Below are 23,523 nucleotides of genomic sequence, written 5' to 3' on the forward strand. Positions count from 1 at the left end.
ATTGCCGCATCGATTTCTCGAGCGTCTGATCGCCGACTTTGCTGTACCGCATCGCAAAACGCAGTGGTTACGCGCTTTCTGCGTGGGCCTCTGTTGCGTGCCCGTCATGACCATGCTACCTTGAGGTGCGCACCTCATTTGAAGTCGGTACTTTGCGCGTCTTCGAATGGGTGGGTTGGGGCACGCACGCGCAGTCGAGCTGGATCGCAAACTGAGCGGTGAGGGACCGGTCTGGTCGTCTCGCCCTGAGCGAACGATCGCGCGGACGCTGTCCAGATCGAGGTGCTGTTCGTCCGGGCGGAGCCAGCGGTTCGGACGAGAGATGATTGTTCGCGACTAGATATCGTTCGACTACAAAATGCCGGCCGCATCAAAGCAGGCCGGCTTCACATGGGAGGGGTTCAATGAAGCGTCTTTGGATTGCCGGTGCGTCTGCCTTGTTGTCGATGGCGCTCGGTCTCGGCTCCGCGGGAGCCGCGGACAAGAAGGTCCTCGCCTTCGTCGTCAACGGCGCGTCCGACTTCTGGAAGATCGCCGAAGCTGGCGTCAAGAAGGCGCAAGGCGAGCTGCCCAACTACAACCTGCAGCTCAAATATCCCGAGCAGGCGGCAGCCGCCGTGCAGCAGCGGATGCTGGATGACCTCGTCGCGGCCGGGGCTGCCGGAATCATGGTGAGCGCCGTCGATCCGAAGAACCAGACTGAGCACCTCAACAAGATTGCCGCACAGACGGTGCTCTTCACCACCGACAGCGACGCTCCGCAATCGAAGCGCATCGCCTATATCGGCTCCTCCAATACCGAGCTCGGCAAGGATGCCGGCAAGCTGATGCTGAAGGCGCTGCCGAATGGCGGCAAGTGCGTCGGTTTCGTCGGCCTGCTCGGGGCTGACAACGCCCGCGAGCGCATCGAAGGCGTGAAGGCGACCATCAAGGGATCGAAGGTCGAGCTGGTCGACGTACGCGGCGACGAGATCGACCAGACCCGGGCCAAGCGCAATGTCGAGGACATCCTGGCGGCGATGCCGGACGTCAGTTGTCTGGTCGGCTTCTATTCTTACAACACGCCGCGCATCTACGAGGTGCTGAAGGAGGCCGGCAAGCTCGGCAAGATCAAGGTCATCGGCTTCGACGAGGATCCGATCACGCTCGGCGGCGTGAAGGACGGCGCGATCGAGGGCACGGTAGTGCAGCAGCCGTTCGAGTGGGGCTATCAGGGCATGAAGCTGATGGCGAAGGTCGTGCAGGGCGACAAGTCCGGCGTTCCGGCCAACGGCATCATCATCGTGCCCGGCAAGGTGATCGAGAAGTCCAACGTCGACGACTTCATGGCGCAGATGAAGCAGATGCTGAAGAAGTGACGCGACGGCCGGCGTGCGCGAGCCCTTCCTTGAGCTGATCGACATCGGCAAGACCTATCCTGGCGTGGTCGCGCTCGACCACGCCAGCCTGTCGGTCGCGCCCGGCGAGGTGATCGCCCTGGTCGGCGAGAACGGCGCCGGCAAGTCGACCTTGATGCGCGTGCTCGGCGGCGTGGTGGAGCCGAGCAGCGGCACGATCCGGATCGATGGCGTGGCGCGGACCAGCTACACGGTGGCGGACGCGATCGCGTCCGGCATCGCCTTCGTCCACCAGGAGCTGAACCTGTTCGACAATCTCGATGTCGCAGGCAACGTCTTCATCGGCCGCGAGCCGGTCTATGGCGGCCCGCTGCGGCTGATCGACCGCAAGACGCTGCGGGCCAAGGTGCGTCCGCTGATCGCGCGCCTCGCCGCTGATTTCGAGCCGGATACGCCGCTCGCCGAGCTGTCCTTGGCGCAGCGCCAGCTGGTCGAGATCATCAAGGCTTTGTCGCTCGACGCGCGCTGCGTCATCATGGACGAGCCGACCTCCAGCCTGACGCTGTCGGAAACCGAGCGGCTGATGCAGGTCATCGCCGGCCTGAAGGCGGACGGGGTCAGCGTCATCTTCATCACGCATCGCCTGAACGAAGTCATGCAATGCGCCGATCGCGCCATTGTGCTGCGCGACGGCCGCATGGTCGGCGCGCTGACGCGAGACGAGCTCAGTCCTGCCGCGATGATCAGGCTGATGATCGGCCGGGACCTGCGGTCGCTCTACGTGCCGCCGGCCGCGCCGCCCGGCGAAGCCGTGCTCGACGTGGTGGAGGCCGTGACCGCGACCTATCCCAACCAGGCCGTCAGCCTGCAGCTCCGGCGCGGCGAGATCCTTGGGCTTGCAGGTCTCGTTGGCTCCGGCCGCACCGAGCTCGCGCGCGGCATCTTCGGCGTCGAGCCGCTGCTGGCCGGGGGCATGAGCCTGGAGGGCGAGCCGATCCGCATCTCGACGCCGCGCGCGGCGATCGATCGCGGCATCTATCTCATTCCGGAAGACCGCAAGGCTTGCGGCCTGCTGCTCGACCTGTCGATCGCCGAGAACATCTCGCTGCCGGATCTCGCCTCCTATCTCAGCTTTGGACTTGTCGACATCAGGCGTGAGACCGAGAATGCCGATCGGCAGCGCGAACGGCTCAAGATCCGGGCGTCCGACGTCAAGGTCTCGGTCGGCACCTTGTCCGGCGGCAACCAGCAGAAGGTCGTGCTCGCCAAATGGCTGTCGATGCGGCCAAAGGTCCTGATCTTCGACGAGCCGACCCGGGGCATCGATGTCGGCGCCAAACAGGAGATCTACGACATGCTGCGGCGTCTGGCGGATTCCGGCGTCGCGATCCTGATGATCTCGAGTGACATGGAGGAGGTGATCGGGGTGAGCGACCGGATCGCAGTGATGCATGAAGGCATGATTTCGGGCTTCCTGGCCCGCAACGAGTTCAGCGAGCACAACGTGCTTCAGCTCGCCGTCGGCCATACCGTCTGAGCGAGGGCGCCCGTGCAGAAGAAAGATCTCAGCCTGCTGATCCTGATCCTGGTGGTCGGCGCCGTCGTGGCCTTCATCAACCCGCGCTTCCTGCTGGTCGGCAACCTCTCCAATACCGCCAACCAGGTCGGCATGTTCGGCATTTTCTCGATCGCGGAGGCCTTCGTCATCATCGTCGGCGGCATCGAGCTCGCCGTCGGCTCGGTGATCGCGTTGCTCGGCGTGCTGTTCATCGACCTCATCGTCAACCGGGACGTCGACTGGATCGCCGCCTTGTTCCTCATCCTCGCCGGCGGCATCGCCATCGGCTTGGTCCATGGCACGCTGGTCACCAAGATGCGCATCCAGCCCTTCGTGGTGACCCTGTGCGGGCTGCTGATCTACCGCGGCGCGGCGCGCTACTACACCGAGGATGCCACCGCCGGCTTCGGCTATGGCGCAAGCTTCCCGGCGCTGGAATGGCTGGCCGCCGGCCGCACCGATGTCCTCGGCTTTCCGCTGCCGCATAGCGTCGTGGCGCTCGTCATCGTGGCCGGCATCGCCTGGCTGGTGCTGCACCGCTCGGTGTACGGCCGTTATTTCTACGCGGTCGGCAAGAACGAGGAGGCGGCGCGCTACTCCGGCATCCGGTCCGATCGGGTCACGATCGCGGCCTATGTGATCTGCGGCGGGCTGACAGCGCTGGCAGCGGTCCTGCTCGCGATGTACACCCGCTCGATCTCGCCGGCGGTGCACGGCTCGTTCTACGAGCTCTATGCGATCGCGGCGGCGGTGCTCGGGGGCTGTTCGCTGCGCGGCGGCGAGGGCTCGGTCATCGGCGTCGTGCTCGGCACGATCCTGCTGCAGATGCTGCAGAACCTGGTCAATCTGCTGGGCATCCCGAGCTCGCTCAATTTCGCCGTGATGGGCACGGTGATCCTGATCGGCGTGCTGGCCGATCAGTATTTCGTGCAGCGGCGCACGCGCATGCCGACGGCCCGCGGGCAGGCCAGCGCCGATCGCGCGTCCGCCTCGCTTGAGCGGGTCAACGCCGAGTGAGGAGGCGCCGATGCGCTGCGTAACAGCGCCCGGCCGCGAGGATCAATGCGCAATCAGTCCTGATAGGTGTAGTAGCCGCGCGGCTGATAATAAGAGCGCGGCTGGTAATAGCGCGGCTGCGCATAGCTCGGATTGCCGTTTTGGTAATCGTACTGCTGCTGCTGCGGATAGGCCTGCGCGTCGTAGACGCGCCGGGCCGTGCCGCGCGGCGCCGGATAGCGCACGCCGTTGTCGCTGCCGTCGGCGGGATAGATGTAGCCGTCATCGGGCCGCTGCTGCGGAACGACCTGGCGTCCCGGCAGCATCTGTGGCTGCGGCGTCAGCACGACCGGCTCGCCACTGTCGTCATACTGCTGCGGCACGTCGCGGCGGGCAACAGCGGTGCCGCGGCGTGGATTGCGCGCCAGCGCCACCTCGGCCGAGCCGGTCAGGGTCACCGTGGTGTTGAGCACGCCGTCCTTTTGCACCAGGTCGTAGAGCGTCGTGGCATTCGCCTTCGACAGCCGGACGCAGCCGTGAGACGCGGGGGTGCCGAGCCGGCCCTCCGAATCGGTGCCGTGAATGGCGTGGCCGACCTTGGTGAAGAAGATTGAGTGCGGCATCGGCGCGTCGTCGAACTCCTTGGAAAAATGATCCGCTTCCATGCGGAAGGCGCGGAACGAGCCATTGGGCGTTTCGCGCGAGGGAATGCCGGTCGAGACCGGCCACCGGTAGCGCTCGACGCCATCGACGGCGACCGTCATGATCTGGTTGTTCTTGTCGACGGTGATGTCGATCTTGGCCAGAGCTGGCGTGGCCGACAGAAAGGCGAAGCCGGCAACTGCAAAAAGGATGGTACGCATCTAACCTCTGGCCTCCAGGGCCCTCGACTGTGGAGAGACCTCAAACGGGACTTCGACAACGCCCAGGTCATCGCCTCAGCCTGCACTATGTCGGAATTGCGGGCTTTGTTCCAGCCGAGGGCCCCCTCAACCTTAATGGCGGGCAGGGACCGGACAAAGGCTCCCCGCGTTCATCGGCGCTGACATTTTCGCGACCCGCGGATGGCCTTTCATTCCGGCGCTTAGGACCTCTCTAATCGGTCCAATTCGTCACGACCGCGCAACTTTTTGGCCGCATCCGCGTTTCAAGGATTCCTCCATGCGGTTTCCAGGATTCAAAATGCTGACGATGAAGGCCAAGACGGCGGTGCTCGACGATCGCGCGCCGCAGAAGCTGACCTATCTGCTCGCCGCGCTCGCGCTGGTCATCCTGGCGCTGGCCTGGCTGGCGCTGCCGCAATTCGCCCATGCCCAGGGCATCATCCGTGGCGCCCATGAAGGGGCCCACGAAGGCAACCGCATCGCCGGCCCGGTCGGCGGCGTCGTCGGAGGCGCGGTCGGTGCGGGTGTCGGCGGAGCCGTGGGCGCCGTCGAGGGCGTGCTCGGCATTCCACACCGCTCCTATTACCACCGGCACTATCACTGCCGGGGATACCGCGATGGCTACGGCCGCTTCCACTGCTACCGCTGAGCTGGAACGCCGCCCCCGATGCCGGCTCAATGCTTGAGCCGGTATCCGGTCTTGAAGATCCACCAGATGATCGCCATGCAGATCGCCAGGAACAGCAGCGTCACGCCGACGCTGATTTCCACCCTGACGTCGGCGATCTCGTAGAAGCTCCAGCGAAAGCCAGAGATCAGGTAGACCACCGGGTTGAGCAGCGCGATCGAATGCCATGTCGGCGGCAGCATGTTCACCGAGTAGAAGCTGCCGCCGAGGAAGGTCAGCGGCGTCACCACCAGCATCGGGACCATCTGCAGCTTCTCGAAGCCGTCGGCCCAGATGCCGATGATGAACCCGAACAGGCTGAAGGTCACGGCCGTCAGCACCAGGAACGCCAGCATCCACACCGGGTGCTGGATGTGCAGCGGCACGAACAGGCCGGCGGTGGCGAGGATGATCAGCCCGAGAATGATGGATTTCGTCGCGGCCGCGCCGACATAGCCGAGCACGATCTCGAAATGCGAGATTGGCGCCGAAAGGATCTCGTAGATCGTGCCGATGAATTTCGGGAAGTAGATTCCGAACGAGGCGTTGGAGATGCTCTGGGTCAGCACCGACAGCATCACGAGGCCGGGCACGATGAAGGTGCCGTAGCTGACGCCCTCGACCTGGCTGATGCGCGAGCCGATCGCGGCGCCGAACACGACGAAGTAGAGCGAGGTCGACACGACGGGCGACACGATGCTCTGCAGCAGCGTGCGCCAGGTGCGTGCCATTTCGAACTTGTAGATTGCGGCGACCGCGCGAAAATTCATTGCCGCACCAGGCTCACGAAGATGTCTTCCAGGGATGATTGCTTGGTCTCGAGATCGACGAAGCGGATGCCGGCGGTCCTGAGATCGCCGAGCAGGCTGGTGATGCCGGTGCGCTCGCCCTTGGTATCGTAGTCATAGGCGAGCCGCCAGCCGTCGTCCGACAGCGCGAGATGATAGGGCGCGAGCGCCTCGGGGACGGCTTCGATCCGGTGCTGCAGATGCAGGCTCAGCCGCTTCCGGCCGAGCTTTGCCATCAGCTTGGCCTTGTCCTCGACCAGGACGATCTCGCCCTTGTTGATGACGCCGACGCGATCGGCCATTTCCTCGGCTTCCTCGATGTAGTGCGTGGTGAGAATGATGGTGACGCCGGCGGCCTTGAGCTCGCGCACGACGTCCCACATGCCCTTGCGCAGCTCGACGTCGACGCCGGCGGTCGGCTCGTCCAGGAACAGCACCTGCGGCTCATGCGACAGCGCTTTCGCAATCATCACGCGGCGCTTCATGCCGCCGGACAGTGTGATGATCTTGGCGTCCTTCTTGTCCCAGAGCGACAGGTCCTTGAGAATCTTCTCGATCAGGGCGGGGTTGTTGGGCTTGCCGAACAGTCCCCGGCTGAAGCTGACCGTGGCCCATACGGTCTCGAACGAATCGGTGTGCAGCTCCTGCGGCACCAGCCCGATCAGCGCCCGCGCGGCGCGATAGTCGCGGTTGATGTCGTGGCCGCCGACCGCGACCTTGCCCGTAGACGCATTGACGATGCCGCAGATGATGCTGATCAGCGTCGTCTTGCCGGCGCCGTTGGGCCCGAGCAGCGCGAAGATCTCGCCCCGCTCGATCGCGAGATCGACATTGTTGAGTGAGGTGAAGCCCGAGGAATAGGTCTTCGACAGGCCGGTAACGGAAATGACGGGAGGCATCACGAGGGAATTCGATCCGAGGGATTCGAAAAGGGCAGGGAGCTGCGCGAAGGAGGGGGCGCAGGCGCGGGCGAAGCGCTCAGATAGGAACGGCGGTGCGTTACCGCAATCGCGCGCGCCGCTCTCGATCGTGTCGCTTGTTGGGTTTTTCCGTGGCTGGCGCCGGTGAGTGTTGCTGCGCAGCCACGTCCGGGGGAGGAACGCGCCCCGCAATGTCCGACGATGTTGCGTCCGCGAGCATCTTGGGTACGGTCGCGCCGTCTCGACATTTCCGCCGCGGAGAAGGACCGATGACGCCACGCGCCAGCACCGTTCGACCCACCTGCAAGCGCAGCCTCTCGGCGCGCTGCTTTGGCATGGTGGCGCTGGCCGTTGCGCTGGCTCTGCCGCTCGGTACCGGATCGGTGCGGGCGGCGCCGAGCCCGGCGGCTGCGAGTGCCGCCAGCACCACGCATGTCTATCTGCTGCGCGGCGTGCTCAACATCTTCTCGCTCGGGCTGGACGACATCGCCGCCAAGCTGGATTCGCAGGGCATTCCGAACACGGTCGCCAATTTTGTGTCGTGGTCGTCGCTCGCCGACGAGGCGGCGGCCGCCTATCGCGCCGGCCGGATCAAGACCATCATCCTCGTGGGCCATTCCTCGGGCGCGACGGCGCTGCCTGACATGATCAACAAGCTCGGCCAACTCGGCGTGCCCGTGAAGCTCGCGATCGGGCTCGACTCGGTGTTCAAGACCAAGCTCGTCGGCGGCAACGCCGAGCGCTACATCAATTTCTACATCGCCAGCGGCGCCGGTGAGCCGGTCCGCCGCGACGACGGCTTCCGCGGCAAGCTCGAGAATGTCGACGTTCAGTCGGTTCCCGGTGTCGGCCACGTCACGATCGAAAAGAACCAGATCATGCAGCAGAAGGTGATCGGTGCCATCGACGGCGTGGTGTTCGGCGGTCGGGGCCGCCCGGCGGCGGCGCCGCCGACCCGCATGGCCGCCCCGCAGCGGGCTGCCAACGTCACCGGTTACCGGTAATAGGCGGCCGCGCCACCGGGCGCGCGCCCCAAAATGCTCCCATTCGGCGGCGACAAGCGGTATGGCAGGGGGGAGACGACCCTGCTTGATCTGAGCTTGAGAGCTTTCCCGGGAGCGCGAATGACCAGCGTGGCGCGAATCGCGAGGCGGTGGCTCGGCCCAGCCAAGGCGGCTGCCGGCAGGAGATTGCTCGCGATCCTCGTTACCGCACCTCTCCTCGCCGGACTTGCCGCCTCGAGCATCTCGCAGGCCGCCCAGCCCGGTGCTGCTTCCGCCCCCGCGCCGACCAGATCAGCCAAGGCATCCCCGGCAGCAACCCCCGCGGCGATCCGCGCGGTACCCCCCGCGCCGCCCGAGATCAGCCAGCCGCTGCCGCCGCCGCGGGTGTACCTGTTCCGCGGCGCGCTCGGGCCGCTGTTCTCGACCGGGATGGACCGTCTGGCCGAAAAGATCGAGCAGGCCGGCTACCGGGCCAGTGTCTATGAATTCACGCTGTGCGACCTGATCGCGCTCCAGGTGGCCAAGAACTACCGCCAGGAGCCGGGCCCGATCGTGCTGATCGGCCATTCGATGGGCGGGCTGTGCAGCGTCCGCATCGCGATCACACTGCAGGAGCAGAACATCCCGGTTGCCCTCGTCGTCACCGTCGATCCGGCGCATGCGACCAAGAGCGTGCCGCCCAACGTGCAGCGCTTCATCAACCTGTTCCTGTCCGACAACATTCTCGGCGGCGGCGACGTCAAGCCCGAGCCCGGCTTTCGCGGTCATTACGCGAGCTTCGACATGAAGGATCATGACGAGGTTACGCACATCAACATCGACAAGATGGAGGATGTGCACGCCCAATTGGTCACCATGATCAGCCAATTGTCGCAGACCTCGGCCACTGCCGAGGCCGACCCGGTGCCGCTGCGCTACTTGGTGCCGCCGAAAGCCTCCGTGGAGTTGTGGGACAGCGGCACTGCACTGGCAGTGCGGCCGGGCGAGACCCTGGACCAGATCGCCACCAATTATCGCGTTCCGCTCTGGGCTCTGCAGCAGTCCAATCGCGGCCTCGCCGCCCAGCCGCTGGTCCCCGGCCAGCGCATCATCCTGCCGCGCCATCTGCTGCCGCAGGTGGCAAGCCAGCCGCCGCAGCTGCCGTCGGAAGCCCAGGTCAGGCGCTGAGCGCTTCAGCCCGGCGGCAGGAACGGAATGATCATCGGCACGCGCTGCCGGTAGGTGACGTAATCCGGCCCGAGCTCCTGAGCGAGGAAGACCTCTTCCATCTTTGCCTTCCAGGCCATCCCGAGCGAGATCAGGACGGCGCCGAGCACGGCGGTCACCGTGCCCACCGCGATGCCGGTGGCGATCATGCCGAGGATCAGCCCGGTATAGATGGGGTGACGGACCATGCCGTAGGGGCCGGTATCGATCACCTTGTGGCCTTCCTTGTGGGTGATCGCGTTGGACCAGAAGCGGCCGAGATGGATGCGCGCCCACCAGGTGAAGGCGATGCCGGCCAGGGTCACGATGGTCAGCAGGTAGACGCCGGTCTCGCCGGGATTCCAGAACGGCTTCTCGCCGAGCAGGCGCGAGGTCCACGGCGTGAACAGGATGCCGCCGAGCACGATCAGCGCGTGATAGCGGCTGGTCTTGATCACCGTCACATGCTTTCGGGTCTGCCCCGACCAGAACGAGGCGCCGACCCAGCTCGCGAGCCAGATCAGCCAGATGATGGCAAGCAGCGAGGTGGGCCAAGTGGTGGTCCATCCGCTGAACGCAAACGACGAGATGGGGCTGGCATCGCCGGACATGTCTTGGAACCGTTGTGAGACCTGGGACCGGCTGCTCTTAGCTATTCGGCCGCGGTGCGAAAAGGGTGTTGTTTGTCGTCGGGCCGCCTTCGCGGCTCGGAATCGAGCAGAAAGGCGATCGTCTCGCGCAAGCTCGGCTCGATCGGGCGCGGGGCGTAGCCGAGCTCGCGCTTGGCCCTGTCGATCGACAGATCCGAGGCCGCGCGGGCGATCCGCACCCCCTCGGCGGTGCCGGACGGGCAGCGCTTGGTGAGGTGATCGGAAACGAACTCGAGCATGCCCGCCGACAGCTCGGCCAGCCGGCCGGGCACGGCGACCGCGACATGCTTGCGGCCGCTGATCGCCGCCATCAGATCGAGGATGCGGCTGAGGCGCAGGCTCTCGCCGCCGAACACGTAGCGGCCGCCGACCCTGCCGCGCTCCATCGCCAGGATCAGGCCCGCCGCGACGTCGCGGACGTCGACCAGGTTGACGATGAAGTCGAGGTAGAGCTGGAGCCGGCTGTCCAGGAAGAGGCGCAGCATCTGCGACGGCGGTGTCAGGTTGCTGTCATGCGGGCCGATCGGCATCGTCGGCGTGCCCACGACGACGGGGAAGCCGTCCGCGGCGGCTGCCATGGCGCGAGCCTCGGCGAGCGCCTTCGAGCGCGTATAGGCGCCCGGCATCGCGTCGGCCGGAGGTGCGGTCGGCGCCGAGGCGGCGCCGGTCGAGCCCGGATAGTCGAACAGGATCGATTCCGTCGAGCAGTGCAGGAACCGGCGCACCCGGCCGGCACGCGCCGCCGCCAGCACGGTCTCGGTGCCGACGCAGTTGACGCGAAAGAAGTCCTCGCGGTCCGGCATCCACATGCCGGGCAGTCCGGCCAGATGATAGACCTGATCCGCGCCGGCGACCGCCTGCTTCACCAGGCCCGCATCGAGCACCGAGCCTTCGATGTACTCGACGTCAGCGATCATGTGGCTGGGGCAGCGAATGTCGAGCACACGCACCTCGGCGCCCCGCGTCGTCAGCGCAGAGACGAGGTGATGGCCGATGAAACCGCTGCCGCCGGTGACGAGGACTTTCATTTAGGGACGCGAGTGCTGATCGCCTTGAAGCCGGTCCGATGCGAGCCGATCCGGCGACCAGTTCGGCGCGATGAGGTCGGCCACCGAAGGCCGCAGACCCAACGCCATGTACAATTTCGCCATCACGAACATCGGACCGAGAAAGAGATGCGCCGGATGATCCAGCAGAGATGGATTGTTGCGCTCGAACATCTTGTGGCCCACGGCCTGCGAGACGAAACCGAAGATGATGAGCGCGGCAAACAGCGCCCAGAAGGCGACACCATGGACGTGATCGGCGATCATCATGGCCGCAGCAAGGAACAGCACGGCGAAGGCGAGGATGCCGGCCCCGAGTGCGGCATCGAGCAGCAGCCAGTAGAGCAGGACGGGCAGCGCCAGCACGGCGCCGAGGCCGATCCGGATGCCGAGCGCGTCGAAATGCCACAAGCTCAGGGGCAGCACGGCGCCCAGGAACAACAGGATGATCCCGAACACATGCATTAGGCCGTTGCGCGGATCGCGATGATATTCGACGTAGTCGACCATCTGGCGTCGGAACATGGCGTTCATGGCTGGCTCGCTCGTCAATGAGATCGACCGCCGCTCAATCGACGGCCGCAAAGAGGGGGCTATACCATCAAGCGGCTGCATCGACAAACCCGGCAATCGCGGCCCGGCCGCATCGCCGGGCAGAGCGCCGACTTGAAAACGGGTTCCATTCGCGCCGGCCGGAGAGCGCACCGGCAACCTGCTGAAACAACAGTCGCACCGGCAGCGCTCCGGGTTCATGGCTTCCGCGCAGATCCCAATTGCATCAATTGCGATGCTTGCGGGGGCCCTGCTTGCTGGGCGTCGCCGGAGCAGTGGGCGGAGGCGGCGCTGCGGCCTCTTCGACGGTTTTTGCGATCGGAATGACCTGGATCTGCTGATTGACGGCGGCGGTCGGCTTGGACGGGTCAAGCAACTGCTCCTCGCCAAGTCCGATCGATTGCAGCCGTTTGACCGAGATCTTGAAGGTGTTCGCCAGGATGTCGCGGATCGCGTCGGCGCGGCGCTGGCTCAGGATGACATTCGACTCGCGCTTGCCGTTGGCTTCGACGTGGCCGACGATCAGGAACGTGTAGGGCAGGAGGTCGGAATACACCATCGCATCGGCGATCCGCCCGACGGCTTGGTATGATTCCGGACGCACGATCGGGGTGTCCACGTCGAATTGGATGTCGACGTTCAAGGCCGGCAGATTCATCAGCTCCGGCGCGATCGGCGGACGCTTCTGCGGCGGTGGCTCGTTGCGGCTGCGGATCCTGGAGCGCTCCTGGGTCTGCTGCTTCAGCGCCGGCAGATCGAGCGTGGGCGCAGTCTCGAAGCGGCTGAGCTGGCGCACGATGTCCTCGCGACTCACCTCCTGCGACCATACGGGCGCGCTCGCGGCCGCCAGCGAAGCCGCGATCAGCCCTGACAGCAGTGATCTCGCTGCCCGCCGCATCAGCGATACCCCGCTTCGCCCATCGCCTGCTGACACCGCGCGCTCACACCGTTGGTCGTCATCAGGCACGGGATCGATTTGCTGGTCTCCTTCGTGGAGCCGCCGCACAGCTTGACGATCTCGCGCTGGCAGGCATTGGCGACCGTGACCCGCGCGGCGATGCGCTTCTGGATCGCCTCGAACGCCTTGAAATAGGTTGCCTTGCACTGCGCGGAGACCACGTCCTGGTTGCGCGAGAGGCATTCCTTGAGGCGGTTGGAGTCGAGGTTGACGCCGCGGCAATTGGCGGTGATGTCAGCGCCGCAACTGGACGCGATCAGCCCCGCGGAGTCGCCAAAGCTCATCGTCTGCGCCGCCGCCAGCGAGGGCACACACAGCGCGACCGCAACACTCAACAGAATGTATCCTCGGACCATGATTGCATCTCATACGATGCACGCTGCCATGGTCAAGGCCAAACAACGGCGAAGTGTGAAGCTCGATTGCGACGCGCGGCAACGGCCGCCCGGCGGCGCGGCCGTCGCGCCAGATCACGCCCGCTGGACGAAGCTGTCGACGACGTGCTTCTCGCCGGCCTTGTCGAAGGCGATGGTCAGCTTGTTGCCGTCGATCTTGACGACGCGGCCATAGCCGAACTTCTGATGGAAGACGCGGTCGTCGAGCGTGAATTCCGACGTCGTGCCGGTGGATTTCGCCACCAGCTCGCCCTCGATGGTCATCGGTCCGCGCTTGCCACGGCCGAAATTACCGCCGAACGGATCACGGCCTGAGAACGGCGATGGTTCTTCCTTGAAGCCGCCCTCCGACGAACCGCGCGCTGCGCCCGGCCGACGTGCCTGCGCGCGCTGCCAGCCCGGCGTGGAATAGCTCGATCCGAACGATTCCACGTTGTCGAAGCGCGACGGGCCGTAGCCGCCCGCACCGCCCCAGCCCGAGCCCCCCTTCGATTCGGTGATCTCGACGCTCGCCGCGGGCAGCTCGTCGAGAAAGCGCGACGGGATCGTGGTGGTCCAGGTGCCGTGGATGCGGCGGTTGGTGGCGAAATAGATTTTTGCCCGACGCCGCGCGCGGGTCAGGCCGACATGGGCGAGGCGGCGCTCCTCTTCCAGCCCGGCGCGGCCCTGCTCGTCGAGCGTACGCTGGCTCGGGAACAGCCCTTCCTCCCAGCCCGGCAGGAACACGTTGTCGAATTCCAGCCCCTTTGCCGAGTGCAAGGTCATCAGCGACACCGCCTCCTCGTCGGCGGCGCCCTCGCGGTCCATCACCAGCGAGATGTGCTCGAGGAAACCGTGCAGGTTCTCGAACTCCTCCATCGAGCGGACGAGCTCCTTGAGGTTGTCCAGTCGCCCGGCCGCATCGGCCGAGCGGTCCTTCTGCCACATCTCGGTGTAGCCGCTCTCGTCGAGCACGATCTCGGCGAGCTCGGTGTGCGACGTGACCTCGCGCTGGGCGCGCCAGCGCTCGAACTGCAGGATCAGCCCGCGCAGCGAGCCGCGTGCCTTCGGCTTCAGCTCGTCGGTCTCGACCACCGCGCGCGCCGCCTCGAACAGCGGGATGCGGCGCTTGCGCGCGTGGTCGTGCAGCATCTGCACGGTGGCGTCGCCGAGCCCGCGCTTGGGCACGTTGACGATGCGCTCGAAGGCGAGATCGTCGGCCGGCGAGTTGATGACACGCAAGTAAGCCAGCGCATCGCGGATCTCGGCGCGCTCGTAGAAGCGCGGGCCGCCGATGACGCGATAGGGCAGGCCGAGCGTGACGAAGCGGTCCTCGAACTCGCGCATCTGGTAGGAGGCGCGCACCAGGATCGCGATATCGTTGAGATGCTCGCCCCGGCGCTGCAGCTCCTCGATCTCCTCGCCGATGCCGCGCGCTTCCTCCTCGGAATCCCAGGCGCCAGTGACGGTGACCTTCTCGCCCTCGACGTCCTCGGTGTGCAAGGTCTTGCCGAGCCGGCCTTCGTTGTGCGTGATCAGGTGCGAGGCGGCGGCGAGGATGTGCCCCGTGGAGCGGTAGTTGCGCTCCAGGCGAATGACCTTGGCGCCGGGGAAGTCGTGCTCGAAGCGCAGGATGTTGTCGACCTCGGCGCCGCGCCAGCCATAGATCGACTGATCGTCGTCGCCGACGCAGCAAATGTTTTTGGGAGGAGACGCGGGGCTGGGCGCAGCAACACCCGTCTCGTCATCACCGGGCCGACGCGCAGCGTCGTGACCCGGTGATCCATCTTCTTCCGAAGACGCGATGGATTGCCGGGTCGAGCCCGGCAATGACGAACCAGAGGACGACGGCGCCTGCGACAGCAGCCGCAGCCACAGATATTGCGCGACGTTGGTGTCCTGATACTCGTCGACCAAGATGAACTTGAACCGGCTCTGGTACTGCCGCAGCACGTCCGGGTTCTCGCGGAACAGCCGGATGCTCTCCAGCAGCAGGTCGCCGAAATCGGCGGCGTTGAGGATCTTCAGCCGTTCCTGATAGCTCGCATAGAGCTTGCCGCCCTTGCCATTGGCGAACACGGCGGCCTCGCCCGAGGGCACCTGGGATGGCGCCAGGCCGCGGTTCTTCCAGCCGTCGATCAGCCCGGCCAGCATGCGCGCCGGCCAGCGCTTGTCGTCGACGTTCTCGGCCTGCAGCAACTGCTTGAGCAGACGGATCTGGTCGTCGACGTCGAGCACGGTGAAATTGGACTTGAGCTGCACCAGCTCGGCATGGCTGCGCAGGATGCGGCCGGAGATCGAGTGGAAAGTGCCGAGCCACGGCATGCCCTCGACCGCCTGTCCCAGCATCTCGGCAAGCCGCGTCTTCATCTCGCGCGCCGCCTTGTTGGTGAAGGTCACCGACAAAATCTCACTCGGCCGTGCGCGCCCCTGGCTCAGGATATGCGCGATGCGCGTGGTCAGCACCCGGGTCTTGCCGGTGCCTGCGCCGGCGAGCACCAGCACCGGGCCATCGAGCGTCTCGACCGCCTGGCGCTGCTCCGGATTGAGGCCCGCCAGATAGCGCGCCCCACCGGTCGCGGCGGCGCGGGCGCGCGCGGCGATGCCGCCGGCGACGGGCTGGTGGTCGGGCGCAGGAAAAGGGCTCACGCGGTTGGGCTCGGTCATCAGCGAATCAGTCTCGTCCCTCTGATGGCATCATACGACGGCATCACGAGGTCTGCAGGAAGGAGCCCTCATAGCAGGGATTGACGGCTATATGGGGCCGGCGGGGGCGTTTTACAGCCCTAAATCGGGGCAGACGGACGCCGCTCCAGCTTCGATGGGCGTTTGTTCCGGCAAATCGCGAATTTTTAGCGGCCCGCGCGCCCGGAACCTTTGTTCCGAGCCACGATTGTCCTGGCAACGGCGCAAGCTCCGCGTCGCTTTGAACCGCAATCGAGAGACAGAGGTCGTGTCATGTTAGGCTGGGTTGTCACCTTCCTGGTTATCGCATTGATCGCCGGCATCCTCGGCTTCGGCGGCATCGCTGGTGCGTCGATCGAGATCGCCAAGATCATCTTCTTCATCGCCATCGTGCTGTTTCTGGTTTCGGCCGTCGTGGGCCTCGCCCGCGGCCGCAGCCGCGTGTAGTCGGCCTCATCCCTGACAATGAGGTCGGCGAAGGGCGCGGTGCCTCGCAAGAGGTGCTGCGCCCTTTGCGTTCTGGGGAGGTGTCAGGCCGGCGCAGTCAGCGCGACCTGCACCTTGGCGAGCGCGGGATCGAGCGCAACGGAGGCGAGGCGCGCATCGTTGGAGAGCGCGGTCAGAGTGAGCGTCTGGTCCTGCACGCGGAAGATCCGGCACAGCGTCGTCGCCTCGGAGGCGTCGCGCAGCATCACCGACAACGGCGCGATGTGGGTCTCGTCGGCGATCTTCTCCGCCACCAGCGCGAGCCGCGTCGCCGCTGCCGCAAGCTGCTCGGTGCGGTGGGCAGTCGTATTGGCCGCAAGCGGCAGGCCTTCCTCGTTGGTGAGCAGCACGGTCTGGAAGCGGCCGACTTCGGCGATGCGGTCGAGCAGCGGTACCAGCTCGCGGCGCCGGCCGGGCCGGCTCGCGAGCTGCGCCAGATCCAGCGAGATACGCTCACGCTCGACCAGCGGCGCCAGCACATCCTCGATCGCGCTGCGCAGGCTGGTCTCCCGCTCGATGGCGTCGTGGCTGCTCTGCTCTTGCAACTGGTCGAGGCTGGCCGCCTGTATTTGCACCTGCCGCCGCAACAGCTCGCGGGACAGCGCGCCCTGGCGGGCGCCGAACAAATAGCCCGAGGTGAGCAGCAGAATGGCGGCGCCGAGGCCGCTCACGATGGCATAGATCGTCATGGTCGCTTCGTCGCTGTGAGTTGACTGCAATCGTCGACGCCCGCAATGCGCAGCACGGCCTTGCGGTCGCCCGCGACCGCCTGGGCATCGCCGCGCGCCTCGCCGGCGCCGGCCGCGCGCACCGACATCCGCTGCGCGGAGAGCCCCTCGCGCTTCAACTGGGCCGCGATCTCCTTGGCGCGCGAATAGCTCAGCAGCACGTTCAGATCCTCGGTGCCGCTGGCGTCGGTATGGCCCTCGATGATGATGGTCGCCTCACCGTGGCGCGCGAGCGCGCGTTGCAGGATCGCCAGCGACCGCTTCATGTCGGCAGGGTTCGGTCGCGCGCTGCCGCGCTCGAAGCCGACCGCCAGCGGGGCGAAGCACTCGGCGGGGGGCTTCGTCGTGCCCTGGGGCTCCGGGGGCGCTGCCGGGGCGATCGGCGGAGTTGGTGGCGCGATCACGACGGGAGCGATTGCGGGCGGCGTCGGCGGCGCGATGATCGGCGCCGGTTCGACGATCCGCGCCTCCCGTCGCTTGGGAGCCGCGTCGGCAACGCGGTCGTCGCGCTGCGGCACGGCCGTCACCGGCATCGCGGCCGTCGCGACCGGCGGCGTGGCGGTGCCTTGCTGCCAGAGCGCTGCGGACATGACGGCGATCAGGGTGCCGGCGACGGCGAAGGCCGCGGCGAGCCAGACCGGTGCCTCCTCGCCGGCCACGGCGCACGCATCGACGCGCATTGCGGGCGACGGCGGAACGGAGTTCGGGGAAGGCGCCAGCATGTCAGCCCACGGGCACCTTGAATTTCGGCGTGATCAGGTCGATGCCGCATTCGAGCCCCGCGCACCACGCGATGAACTGGCGCGACATCGTCGCATCCGGAAACAGCGCGCCGTGCTGCGGGGCGATGATCTCGATGTCGAGCGTGCTGACCATCTGCGCCCACGCCTTCATGACGCGGTTGGAGACCATGTAGCGCCGGTGAAAGCCTTCCATGAAGCGCGTATGCGCCTTGAAGTCACGCACGACGGTGTAGTCGACGCCGATCGAGGCGCCGAGGTCGCCGCTGTAGAGGATCTTCGAGATCGGATCGTAGAGCTGGAAATTGCCCTCGCTGTGCAGGAAGTGCGCCGGCAGCGCGTAGAGCCTGCTGCCTGCGAGGTCGAACACCATGCCCTCGTCGGGAATCGGCTTCAGCCGGTGGGCGACGATGTGGTCGAAGCCGAAATGCGGCACGAAGCGGGTCCATAGCTCGGAGATGTAGGCGTCGGCATCGGTCGTCATCAGCCAGCCGTTGATCGCCGCGACGATGTCGGGGTCCTGGTGCGACAGAAACAGATATTTCAGCCGCCCGCCCGAGAGCTGGCTGAAGGTCTCGCTGAGCACCCTGGAATAGACCTTGTGGCCGCCAGGATCGAGCAGCATGCCGACGCGGTCGTGGATGATGAGATGCTGGTTCGCCTGCACCGCGAGATCGCCGGCGCCGAAATCCTCCAGCAGGATGTTCTTGTGAACGCCGTCGTCATAGAGGACGGTATTGGCCATGAAACTACTCCCGCCGACGCCGCGTCGTCGCCGCGCGCCGGCTCATTGGACGACGGTGCGCTACAGCACCTTCTGCAGCGACCGGACGGCTTCGCGCATGTCGAAGAAGGTGAGCCCGAGCTTGCTGTTCTCGTTGGTGAGCGCGAGCAGCAGCGCGCCGCGGCCGGCGCTGACCAGCACGGCATAGCCGGACTCGCCGCGGATGATGACCTCCTGCAGATGGCTGCGGCCGAGCTCCATGGCGGCGCGGCCGCCGAGCGACAGCAAGGTCGCGGTCATGCCGGCGACCCGCGTCTCCTCCATGTCGGCCGCGAGCACGCTCGCGATCATCAGCCCGTCCTCCGAGATCAGCGCGCAGGCCTCGACCCCGAACGAGTCGCTCTGCAGCTTGCGCAGCACCCGGTTGATTTCATCGAGTCGTGACATCGGCTTCTCCTCGACGGCGCGCGGGGCAAACTTGGAATGAAACTGACTTTGAGCCATGGCGGGATCCTGGGTGTCATCTTGAGCTGTTGAAACGGAAGCGGTCGGAATGTCGGGGTGTGCAGTAATGGAGGAGGGATGCAGCGGGTCGTCCGGGACCAGCGTCGTCGTTTGTTCTGGACTGCCGTCCGGCGCCGTCAGCGCGCGCGTTTCGATCGTATCAACCGCATCGTCGAGCGCGCGCTGCTCGGCCTTGATGCGTGAGCGCGAGACCGGCGGATCCATCGCCTGCAACTGGGTCACCAGTGCCTGGCGTGCCGACTGGTAGACTTCGGCGCGGCGCTCGGGGGAGGAATCCGGCAGGTTCTCCATCGCGCGCGACAGCAGGATGAAGTAGTCGGCGGTGGTCACAGGAACGGCTGCCGCATCCTCATGCGGACCGTGCGCTCGGCTCAGCAGGCTTGCGAGGCGTCCCATCGCTCTCTCGTCAACTCTACGCAACTAACGATGCGTAAGGTTAGGTCGGCACAAGAGACGCGACGAATGATCTGAATCAAATTAACTAGATTCGGGACCAAGCTGCGCAATCCGGCCGTCAGGTCGACCGGGGTCGACCATCGTGCCGCCACGATTGCCACCGTTGCGCCCGATTGATGCCGCGTTCGGCGCAACTGCGCCTCTGTTGCAACCAGAATCAGCTACGATGACGGCGGCGAATTGCAGTACGGGGGAGGGCAATGTGAACGTCCGGGACTATGTGCGGCGCGATGCGACGGCGCTTGCCGCCGCGGTGAAGGGCGGCGAGACCAATGCGGCGGAGCTGCTGCAGCTCGCACTGGCGCAGCACGAGCTGGCCCAGCCGAGGACCAACGCCGTCTGCAGGCTGATGGAGCGCGAGGCCCGTGCGCAGCTCGCCAAGCCTGCCAACGGCCCGCTCACGGGCGTGCCGTTCCTGATCAAGGACTGCGCCCAGGACTATGCGGGCCTTCCGACGGCCTATGGCAGCAAGGCGCTGTCCGGTTTCGTCGCCGGCGAGCATGCCTCGGTCGTCAGACGGTATCTCGAAGCCGGCCTCGTGATCTTCGGCAAGACCAACCTGCCGGAGCTCGCGCTGAAGGGCGTCAGCGACTCCCGCGCCTTCGGCCGCGTCAGCAACCCCTGGAATCCCGCACACACGCCGGGCGGCTCCAGCGGCGGCGCAGCCGCGGCCGTCGCTTCGGGCGTCGTGCCGATGGCCGCCGGCAATGATGGCGGCGGTTCGATCCGCATTCCCGCCGCCTGCTGTGGCCTGTTCGGGCTGAAGCCGTCGCGCGGCCTGGTCTCGTCGGGCCCGGGCTTCGGCGAGTACTGGTTCGGCGCCTCCTGTGAAGGCGTGCTCTCGCGCAGCGTGCGCGACACCGCGCTCGCGCTCGACGTCATCGCGGGCAGTGAGCCGGGCGATCCTTTTCTCACCGCCGAGCCCGGCGTGGTCTACGCCAACGCGGTTGCCCACGATCCCGGCCGCCTGCGCATCGGCTACACGACGGCGTCGCCGATCGGGACGGAGGTGCATGCCGAAGCGAAGCTCGCGGTCGACAACGCGGTGAAGCTGCTGGAGGGCCTCGGTCACGAGGTCGAGGAGGCCACCCCTGACATCGACGGCGCCGCGCTCGCGACCTCGTTCCTGCACATCTATTTCGGCCAGGTCGCGGCGCTGGTGGCCGATGCGCGCGGCAAGGGCGCGAAGCGCGAGGAGTTCGAGCTGCTGACGCGGGTGCTGTCGACGCTGGGCGGCGCGATCTCGGCGGGCGCGCTCACCACGCAGCTGCTCAAATGGAACGGCTTCGCGCGCGCGCTTGCCCGCTTCCATCTGCGCTACGATCTGCTGTTGACGCCGACGCTCGCGCATCCGCCGATCCGGCACGGCCAGGGCGATCCCTCGACCGCCGAGCAGACCTTGCTCGACATGCTCGACCGCATCGGCCTGCTCGGGCTGTTGACGCGCTGGGGCGTGCTCGACGGCATGATCGACAAGATCGCCCGCGACAGCCTGCAATACGTCCCGTTCACGCAGCTCGCCAATCTCACGGGCACGCCGGCGATGAGCGTGCCGCTGCACTGGACCGCCGACGGCCTGCCGCTCGGCGTGCAGTTCACGAGCCGGCTCGGCGACGAGACAAGGCTGTTGCAGCTCGCCCGCCAGCTCGAGCAGGTGCAGCCCTGGTTCGACCGCTTGCCCGACTGGGTGGTGCAGAGCTGACGATCTCAGCGCTTGATGATGACCACTTCGAGATACTCCGAAGGCACCACCATCGTGCCGTCCTCGGCGCGATTGAGCGTCCCGATCAGCGCCAGCATGTCGCGCTTGAGATCGGCCTGGCGGTCGCCATCAAGCGCAGCGAAGGCCTTGAGCACCGGACCATAGTAGGTCTTGAACACGTCGACGAAATGCTCAGGCGAGCGGTAGCGCATCGCGAAATGACGACGATGGCAGCGAATGTCGGCGGCATCGGCGAACATCTCTCGGATGCGTGCCTCGGTGCCCCACAGCGCCGGCGATTTGGCGCCGGCGGGCGGCGGCAGATGTTTGCCGAGCGTCTTGAACAACTGGCCGATGAAGCCGTCGGGGGTCCAATTGGCCAGGCCGATCTTGCCGCCGCTGCGGCACACCCGGGTGAGCTCGGCGGCGGCGCGCTCCTGCCGGGGCGTGAACATCACGCCGAATGTCGAGACCACCACGTCGAACGTGCCATCGCCGAACGGAAGCGCCTCGGCATCGGCCTCCTGGAACTGCACGGACAGGCCGTCGGCGGCGGCACGCTGGCGACCGCGGTCGAGCAGGGCAGGCACGTAGTCGGTCGAGACGACGTTGCACCAGCGCCGCGCCGCAGCCAATGTGACGTTGCCGTTGCCGGCGGCCACGTCGAGCACCTTCTGGCCGGCGCGGATGTCAAGCGCCTCGCAGAGTTCCTCGCCGACGATCTGCAGCGTGTTGCCGACGATGGCGTAGTCGCCGGACGACCACGCGCTGTGCTGGCGTGCCTTGAGCGCGGTGAAATCCGGCTCTGCGGTCACGCCGGCCTGAATTGCAGCTGATGCGGTCATGATGGTCTCCTCCGGAGAATGCAGCGCTGTTGCGCGCGCTGATGTGTGGAGACGTACGCGGCAGGCCTCGGGCAGCGCTATCCAGATCGCGACACGGCCATCCGGATCGTGAACTTTTCGAGCGCCGCCGATGACCCATAGGCAATTGGACGTCGTCGCATGATGGACGGAGATCAGGTTCCCCTGGCGGCGCGGCAGCCTTTGCCACGCAGCGTACGCCGCGCGCTCGAAGCGATGCATGACGACCTCGGGCGGCGCTGGACGCTGGCCGATCTGGCGAAGATTGCCGGCGTTTCCGGACGGACCTTGCAGCGCCAGTTCGTCAGGTCGATCGGCCGGTCGCCGCAAATGGTCCGGCAGGAGCTCGGCTACGCGCGCGCCCGTGTCGAGTTTCTGCAGGGGCGCGCCGGCGAGAAGGTGATGGACGTCGCTCTGCGCTGCGGCTTCCCGCATTACGGCCGCTTCGCCGCCGGCTATCGTCGCTGCCACGGCGAGACGCCGTCGGAAACCCTGAGGCGGCAGGCGGTCTTGATGGCGCAGCTCGCCGCGTCGCGCACCACCATTGCGCCGGTACGCGACCGGCCGACCATCGCCTTCGCCATGATCGCCACCGATCCGAGCGTGCGCGAGCTGGCGGACGACCTCGCGGCCGAGCTCACGCTGGCGCTGACCCGCGCCGGATTTGCCGTGACGACCCAGCCGCGCGCGGCGCGCTACCGCATGAACGCGTCGCTCCACGGTCGGGATGGCGCGTCCCGGCTGCTGCTGCAGCTGATCGACCAGGACAGCGGCGGGCTGATATGGGCGCATCGCGGTGAGGTCATGCTGCGGTGGGAGGCCGACAGTCACGAACGGTTGGCCGCCCGCGTGGCGGCATCGCTGCTGCAAAGCCTGCGCCGCGCCGAGATCGATCGGGCGCTGCGCAAACCGGATGAGGATCTGACCGCGCAGGATCTCGCGCTGCGCGCCATGCCCGGCGTGCTGTCGCTCGACGCCGACGGCAACCGCAGTGCGCTCGAGCTGCTGCATCAGGCCATCGCCCGCGATCCCCGTCATGCCCTGGCCACGGCGCTCGCGGCCTGGGCCTACGGCCAGCGCGCGGTCTATCATTTCGGCACCGCGCCCGGGCAGGATCGGCAGCTTGGTCGCGCCCTGGCGCAGCGCGTGCCGACCGAGCTTGCGGATGCGACCGTGCTGTGCGTGCTCGGCAATGCGCTCACCTTGCTGGATGAGCTCGCTGAGGCCGAGCAGGTGGTGGGCCGGGCGCTCGCGCTGGATGGCGGTGCCCCCTGGGCCTGGAGCCGCAGCGGCTGGCTCGATGTCTATCGCGGCGATGCCGCGTCGGCGATCGAGCGCTTTCGGATTGCGCTGGATCTCGCGCCGCAGGACCCGCTCGCCTTCAACGCCCTCATTGGAATCGGCTGCGCGCATTTCGCCGCCGGGACCTACGCGGAGGCGGCGCGCTGGCAGCAGCGCGGCCTGCGCGAGCACCCGTCGTCGCTGTGGGTGCACCGGACCATGTGCCCGTCCCACGTGCTGGCGGGTGAGCGGTCGGAAGCCCTGCGCAGCCTGCAGGCGCTGCGTGCTGGCTATCCGGACCTGACCCTGGCCGAGGTCCAGCGCGGCATGCCGCCGCTGCCGGACGCCTATTCGGCCCGGGTATTCGAGGGATTGTCCGACGCCGGCCTGCCGGCGTAGCGGCAGCCGGTCACC

Annotated in this window: 23 protein-coding genes; 9 read left to right on the plus strand and 14 right to left on the minus strand. The window is 66.7% G+C overall.

What is annotated here, in order from left to right; genetic code table 11:
- The first annotated feature begins 404 nt into the window (after positions 1 to 404).
- From QX039_RS13245 to QX039_RS13255, 3 genes are read left to right on the plus strand one after another with little or no spacing between them, the layout of a single operon-like run.
- Positions 405 to 1,358, plus strand: coding sequence for a sugar-binding protein (locus QX039_RS13245; protein ID WP_316178606.1), 954 nt, complete (start codon positions 405 to 407; stop codon positions 1,356 to 1,358).
- Positions 1,359 to 1,371: 13 nt separating this feature from the next.
- Entirely contained in the window at positions 1,372 to 2,874 is a 1,503-nt protein-coding gene (locus QX039_RS13250) for a sugar ABC transporter ATP-binding protein (protein ID WP_315771413.1), read from the plus strand.
- 12 nt (positions 2,875 to 2,886) lie between these two features.
- Complete coding sequence (locus QX039_RS13255) at positions 2,887 to 3,912, plus strand: ABC transporter permease (RefSeq protein WP_315755099.1); 1,026 nt, start codon at positions 2,887 to 2,889, stop codon at positions 3,910 to 3,912.
- A 53-nt stretch (positions 3,913 to 3,965) separates the two neighbouring features.
- Here QX039_RS13255 and QX039_RS13260 read toward each other — a convergent pair whose 3' ends face one another.
- Positions 3,966 to 4,754, minus strand: a complete 789-nt coding sequence (locus QX039_RS13260; RefSeq protein WP_315755100.1) for a L,D-transpeptidase — start codon at positions 4,752 to 4,754, stop codon at positions 3,966 to 3,968.
- A 319-nt stretch (positions 4,755 to 5,073) separates the two neighbouring features.
- On the opposite strand from QX039_RS13260, the gene QX039_RS13265 reads away from it, so the two are divergent.
- Positions 5,074 to 5,424, plus strand: coding sequence for a hypothetical protein (locus QX039_RS13265; RefSeq protein ID WP_315736808.1), 351 nt, complete (start codon positions 5,074 to 5,076; stop codon positions 5,422 to 5,424).
- 26 nt (positions 5,425 to 5,450) lie between these two features.
- On the opposite strand, the gene QX039_RS13270 is transcribed toward QX039_RS13265, so the two are convergent.
- A complete protein-coding gene (locus QX039_RS13270) occupies positions 5,451 to 6,212 on the minus strand; it encodes an ABC transporter permease (protein WP_315736810.1) in 762 nt (253 codons plus the stop codon).
- The gene (locus QX039_RS13275; protein WP_315736812.1) at positions 6,209 to 7,129 is read right to left on the minus strand and encodes an ABC transporter ATP-binding protein; all 921 of its coding nucleotides are present in this window, start codon (positions 7,127 to 7,129) and stop codon (positions 6,209 to 6,211) included. The genes QX039_RS13270 and QX039_RS13275 overlap by 4 nt, the downstream gene beginning before the upstream one ends.
- A 290-nt stretch (positions 7,130 to 7,419) precedes the next feature.
- Here QX039_RS13275 and QX039_RS13280 point away from each other — a divergent pair, with 290 nt between their 5' ends.
- Both QX039_RS13280 and QX039_RS13285 read left to right on the plus strand, forming a co-directional pair.
- On the plus strand, positions 7,420 to 8,154 hold the full coding sequence (locus QX039_RS13280; protein WP_315736813.1) for a hypothetical protein: 735 nt from the start codon (positions 7,420 to 7,422) through the stop codon (positions 8,152 to 8,154).
- 120 nt (positions 8,155 to 8,274) lie between these two features.
- Positions 8,275 to 9,321: an alpha/beta fold hydrolase gene (locus QX039_RS13285; protein WP_315736815.1), complete on the plus strand. Its 1,047-nt coding sequence runs from the start codon at positions 8,275 to 8,277 to the stop codon at positions 9,319 to 9,321.
- A 5-nt stretch (positions 9,322 to 9,326) separates the two neighbouring features.
- Here the strand turns inward: QX039_RS13285 and QX039_RS13290 are convergent, their stop codons facing one another.
- The 6 genes from QX039_RS13290 to QX039_RS13315 form a co-directional block, all read right to left on the minus strand.
- Complete coding sequence (locus tag QX039_RS13290; RefSeq protein ID WP_315736816.1) at positions 9,327 to 9,950, minus strand: isoprenylcysteine carboxylmethyltransferase family protein; 624 nt, start codon at positions 9,948 to 9,950, stop codon at positions 9,327 to 9,329.
- A gap of 41 nt (positions 9,951 to 9,991) precedes the next feature.
- Positions 9,992 to 11,017, minus strand: a complete 1,026-nt coding sequence (locus tag QX039_RS13295; RefSeq protein ID WP_315736817.1) for an NAD-dependent epimerase/dehydratase family protein — start codon at positions 11,015 to 11,017, stop codon at positions 9,992 to 9,994.
- Positions 11,018 to 11,569 (minus strand): Mpo1-like protein, encoded by a 552-nt coding sequence (locus QX039_RS13300; protein ID WP_315736818.1) that lies wholly within the window; start codon positions 11,567 to 11,569, stop codon positions 11,018 to 11,020.
- 244 nt (positions 11,570 to 11,813) lie between these two features.
- Positions 11,814 to 12,485, minus strand: coding sequence for an OmpA family protein (locus tag QX039_RS13305; RefSeq protein ID WP_315736819.1), 672 nt, complete (start codon positions 12,483 to 12,485; stop codon positions 11,814 to 11,816).
- Positions 12,485 to 12,901, minus strand: a complete 417-nt coding sequence (locus tag QX039_RS13310) for a hypothetical protein (protein ID WP_315736821.1) — start codon at positions 12,899 to 12,901, stop codon at positions 12,485 to 12,487. The genes QX039_RS13305 and QX039_RS13310 overlap by 1 nt, the downstream gene beginning before the upstream one ends.
- Positions 12,902 to 13,015: 114 nt before the next feature.
- The gene (locus tag QX039_RS13315) at positions 13,016 to 15,586 is read right to left on the minus strand and encodes an ATP-dependent helicase (RefSeq protein WP_315736823.1); all 2,571 of its coding nucleotides are present in this window, start codon (positions 15,584 to 15,586) and stop codon (positions 13,016 to 13,018) included.
- 291 nt (positions 15,587 to 15,877) lie between these two features.
- Between QX039_RS13315 and QX039_RS13320 the strand changes: the two genes are divergently transcribed.
- Positions 15,878 to 16,051, plus strand: a complete 174-nt coding sequence (locus QX039_RS13320; protein ID WP_006614063.1) for a DUF1328 domain-containing protein — start codon at positions 15,878 to 15,880, stop codon at positions 16,049 to 16,051.
- 83 nt (positions 16,052 to 16,134) lie between these two features.
- On the opposite strand, the gene QX039_RS13325 is transcribed toward QX039_RS13320, so the two are convergent.
- From QX039_RS13325 to QX039_RS13340, 4 genes are read right to left on the minus strand one after another with little or no spacing between them, the layout of a single operon-like run.
- The gene (locus QX039_RS13325) at positions 16,135 to 16,779 is read right to left on the minus strand and encodes a hypothetical protein (protein WP_315736825.1); all 645 of its coding nucleotides are present in this window, start codon (positions 16,777 to 16,779) and stop codon (positions 16,135 to 16,137) included.
- Positions 16,776 to 17,540, minus strand: a complete 765-nt coding sequence (locus QX039_RS13330; protein ID WP_315736826.1) for an OmpA family protein — start codon at positions 17,538 to 17,540, stop codon at positions 16,776 to 16,778. Before QX039_RS13330 ends, QX039_RS13325 begins: the two co-directional genes overlap by 4 nt.
- Before the next feature lies 1 nt (position 17,541).
- A complete protein-coding gene (locus QX039_RS13335) occupies positions 17,542 to 18,303 on the minus strand; it encodes an MBL fold metallo-hydrolase (protein WP_315736828.1) in 762 nt (253 codons plus the stop codon).
- A 60-nt stretch (positions 18,304 to 18,363) separates the two neighbouring features.
- Positions 18,364 to 19,203 carry a roadblock/LC7 domain-containing protein gene (locus QX039_RS13340; RefSeq protein WP_315736830.1) on the minus strand — a complete coding sequence of 280 codons (840 nt, stop codon included), beginning with the start codon at positions 19,201 to 19,203 and terminating at the stop codon, positions 18,364 to 18,366.
- Between the two features lie 262 nt (positions 19,204 to 19,465).
- On the opposite strand from QX039_RS13340, the gene QX039_RS13345 reads away from it, so the two are divergent.
- Positions 19,466 to 20,965, plus strand: coding sequence for an amidase (locus tag QX039_RS13345; protein WP_315771416.1), 1,500 nt, complete (start codon positions 19,466 to 19,468; stop codon positions 20,963 to 20,965).
- Positions 20,966 to 20,970: 5 nt separating this feature from the next.
- On the opposite strand, the gene QX039_RS13350 is transcribed toward QX039_RS13345, so the two are convergent.
- Positions 20,971 to 21,810, minus strand: coding sequence for a class I SAM-dependent methyltransferase (locus tag QX039_RS13350; RefSeq protein WP_315755114.1), 840 nt, complete (start codon positions 21,808 to 21,810; stop codon positions 20,971 to 20,973).
- 159 nt (positions 21,811 to 21,969) lie between these two features.
- On the opposite strand from QX039_RS13350, the gene QX039_RS13355 reads away from it, so the two are divergent.
- Complete coding sequence (locus QX039_RS13355) at positions 21,970 to 23,508, plus strand: helix-turn-helix domain-containing protein (protein ID WP_315771417.1); 1,539 nt, start codon at positions 21,970 to 21,972, stop codon at positions 23,506 to 23,508.
- Positions 23,509 to 23,523: the final 15 nt, after the last annotated feature.

Origin of the sequence: Bradyrhizobium sp. SZCCHNR1043 (assembly GCF_032489675.1) — a bacterium.
Taxonomy (GTDB): Bacteria; Pseudomonadota; Alphaproteobacteria; order Rhizobiales; family Xanthobacteraceae; genus Bradyrhizobium.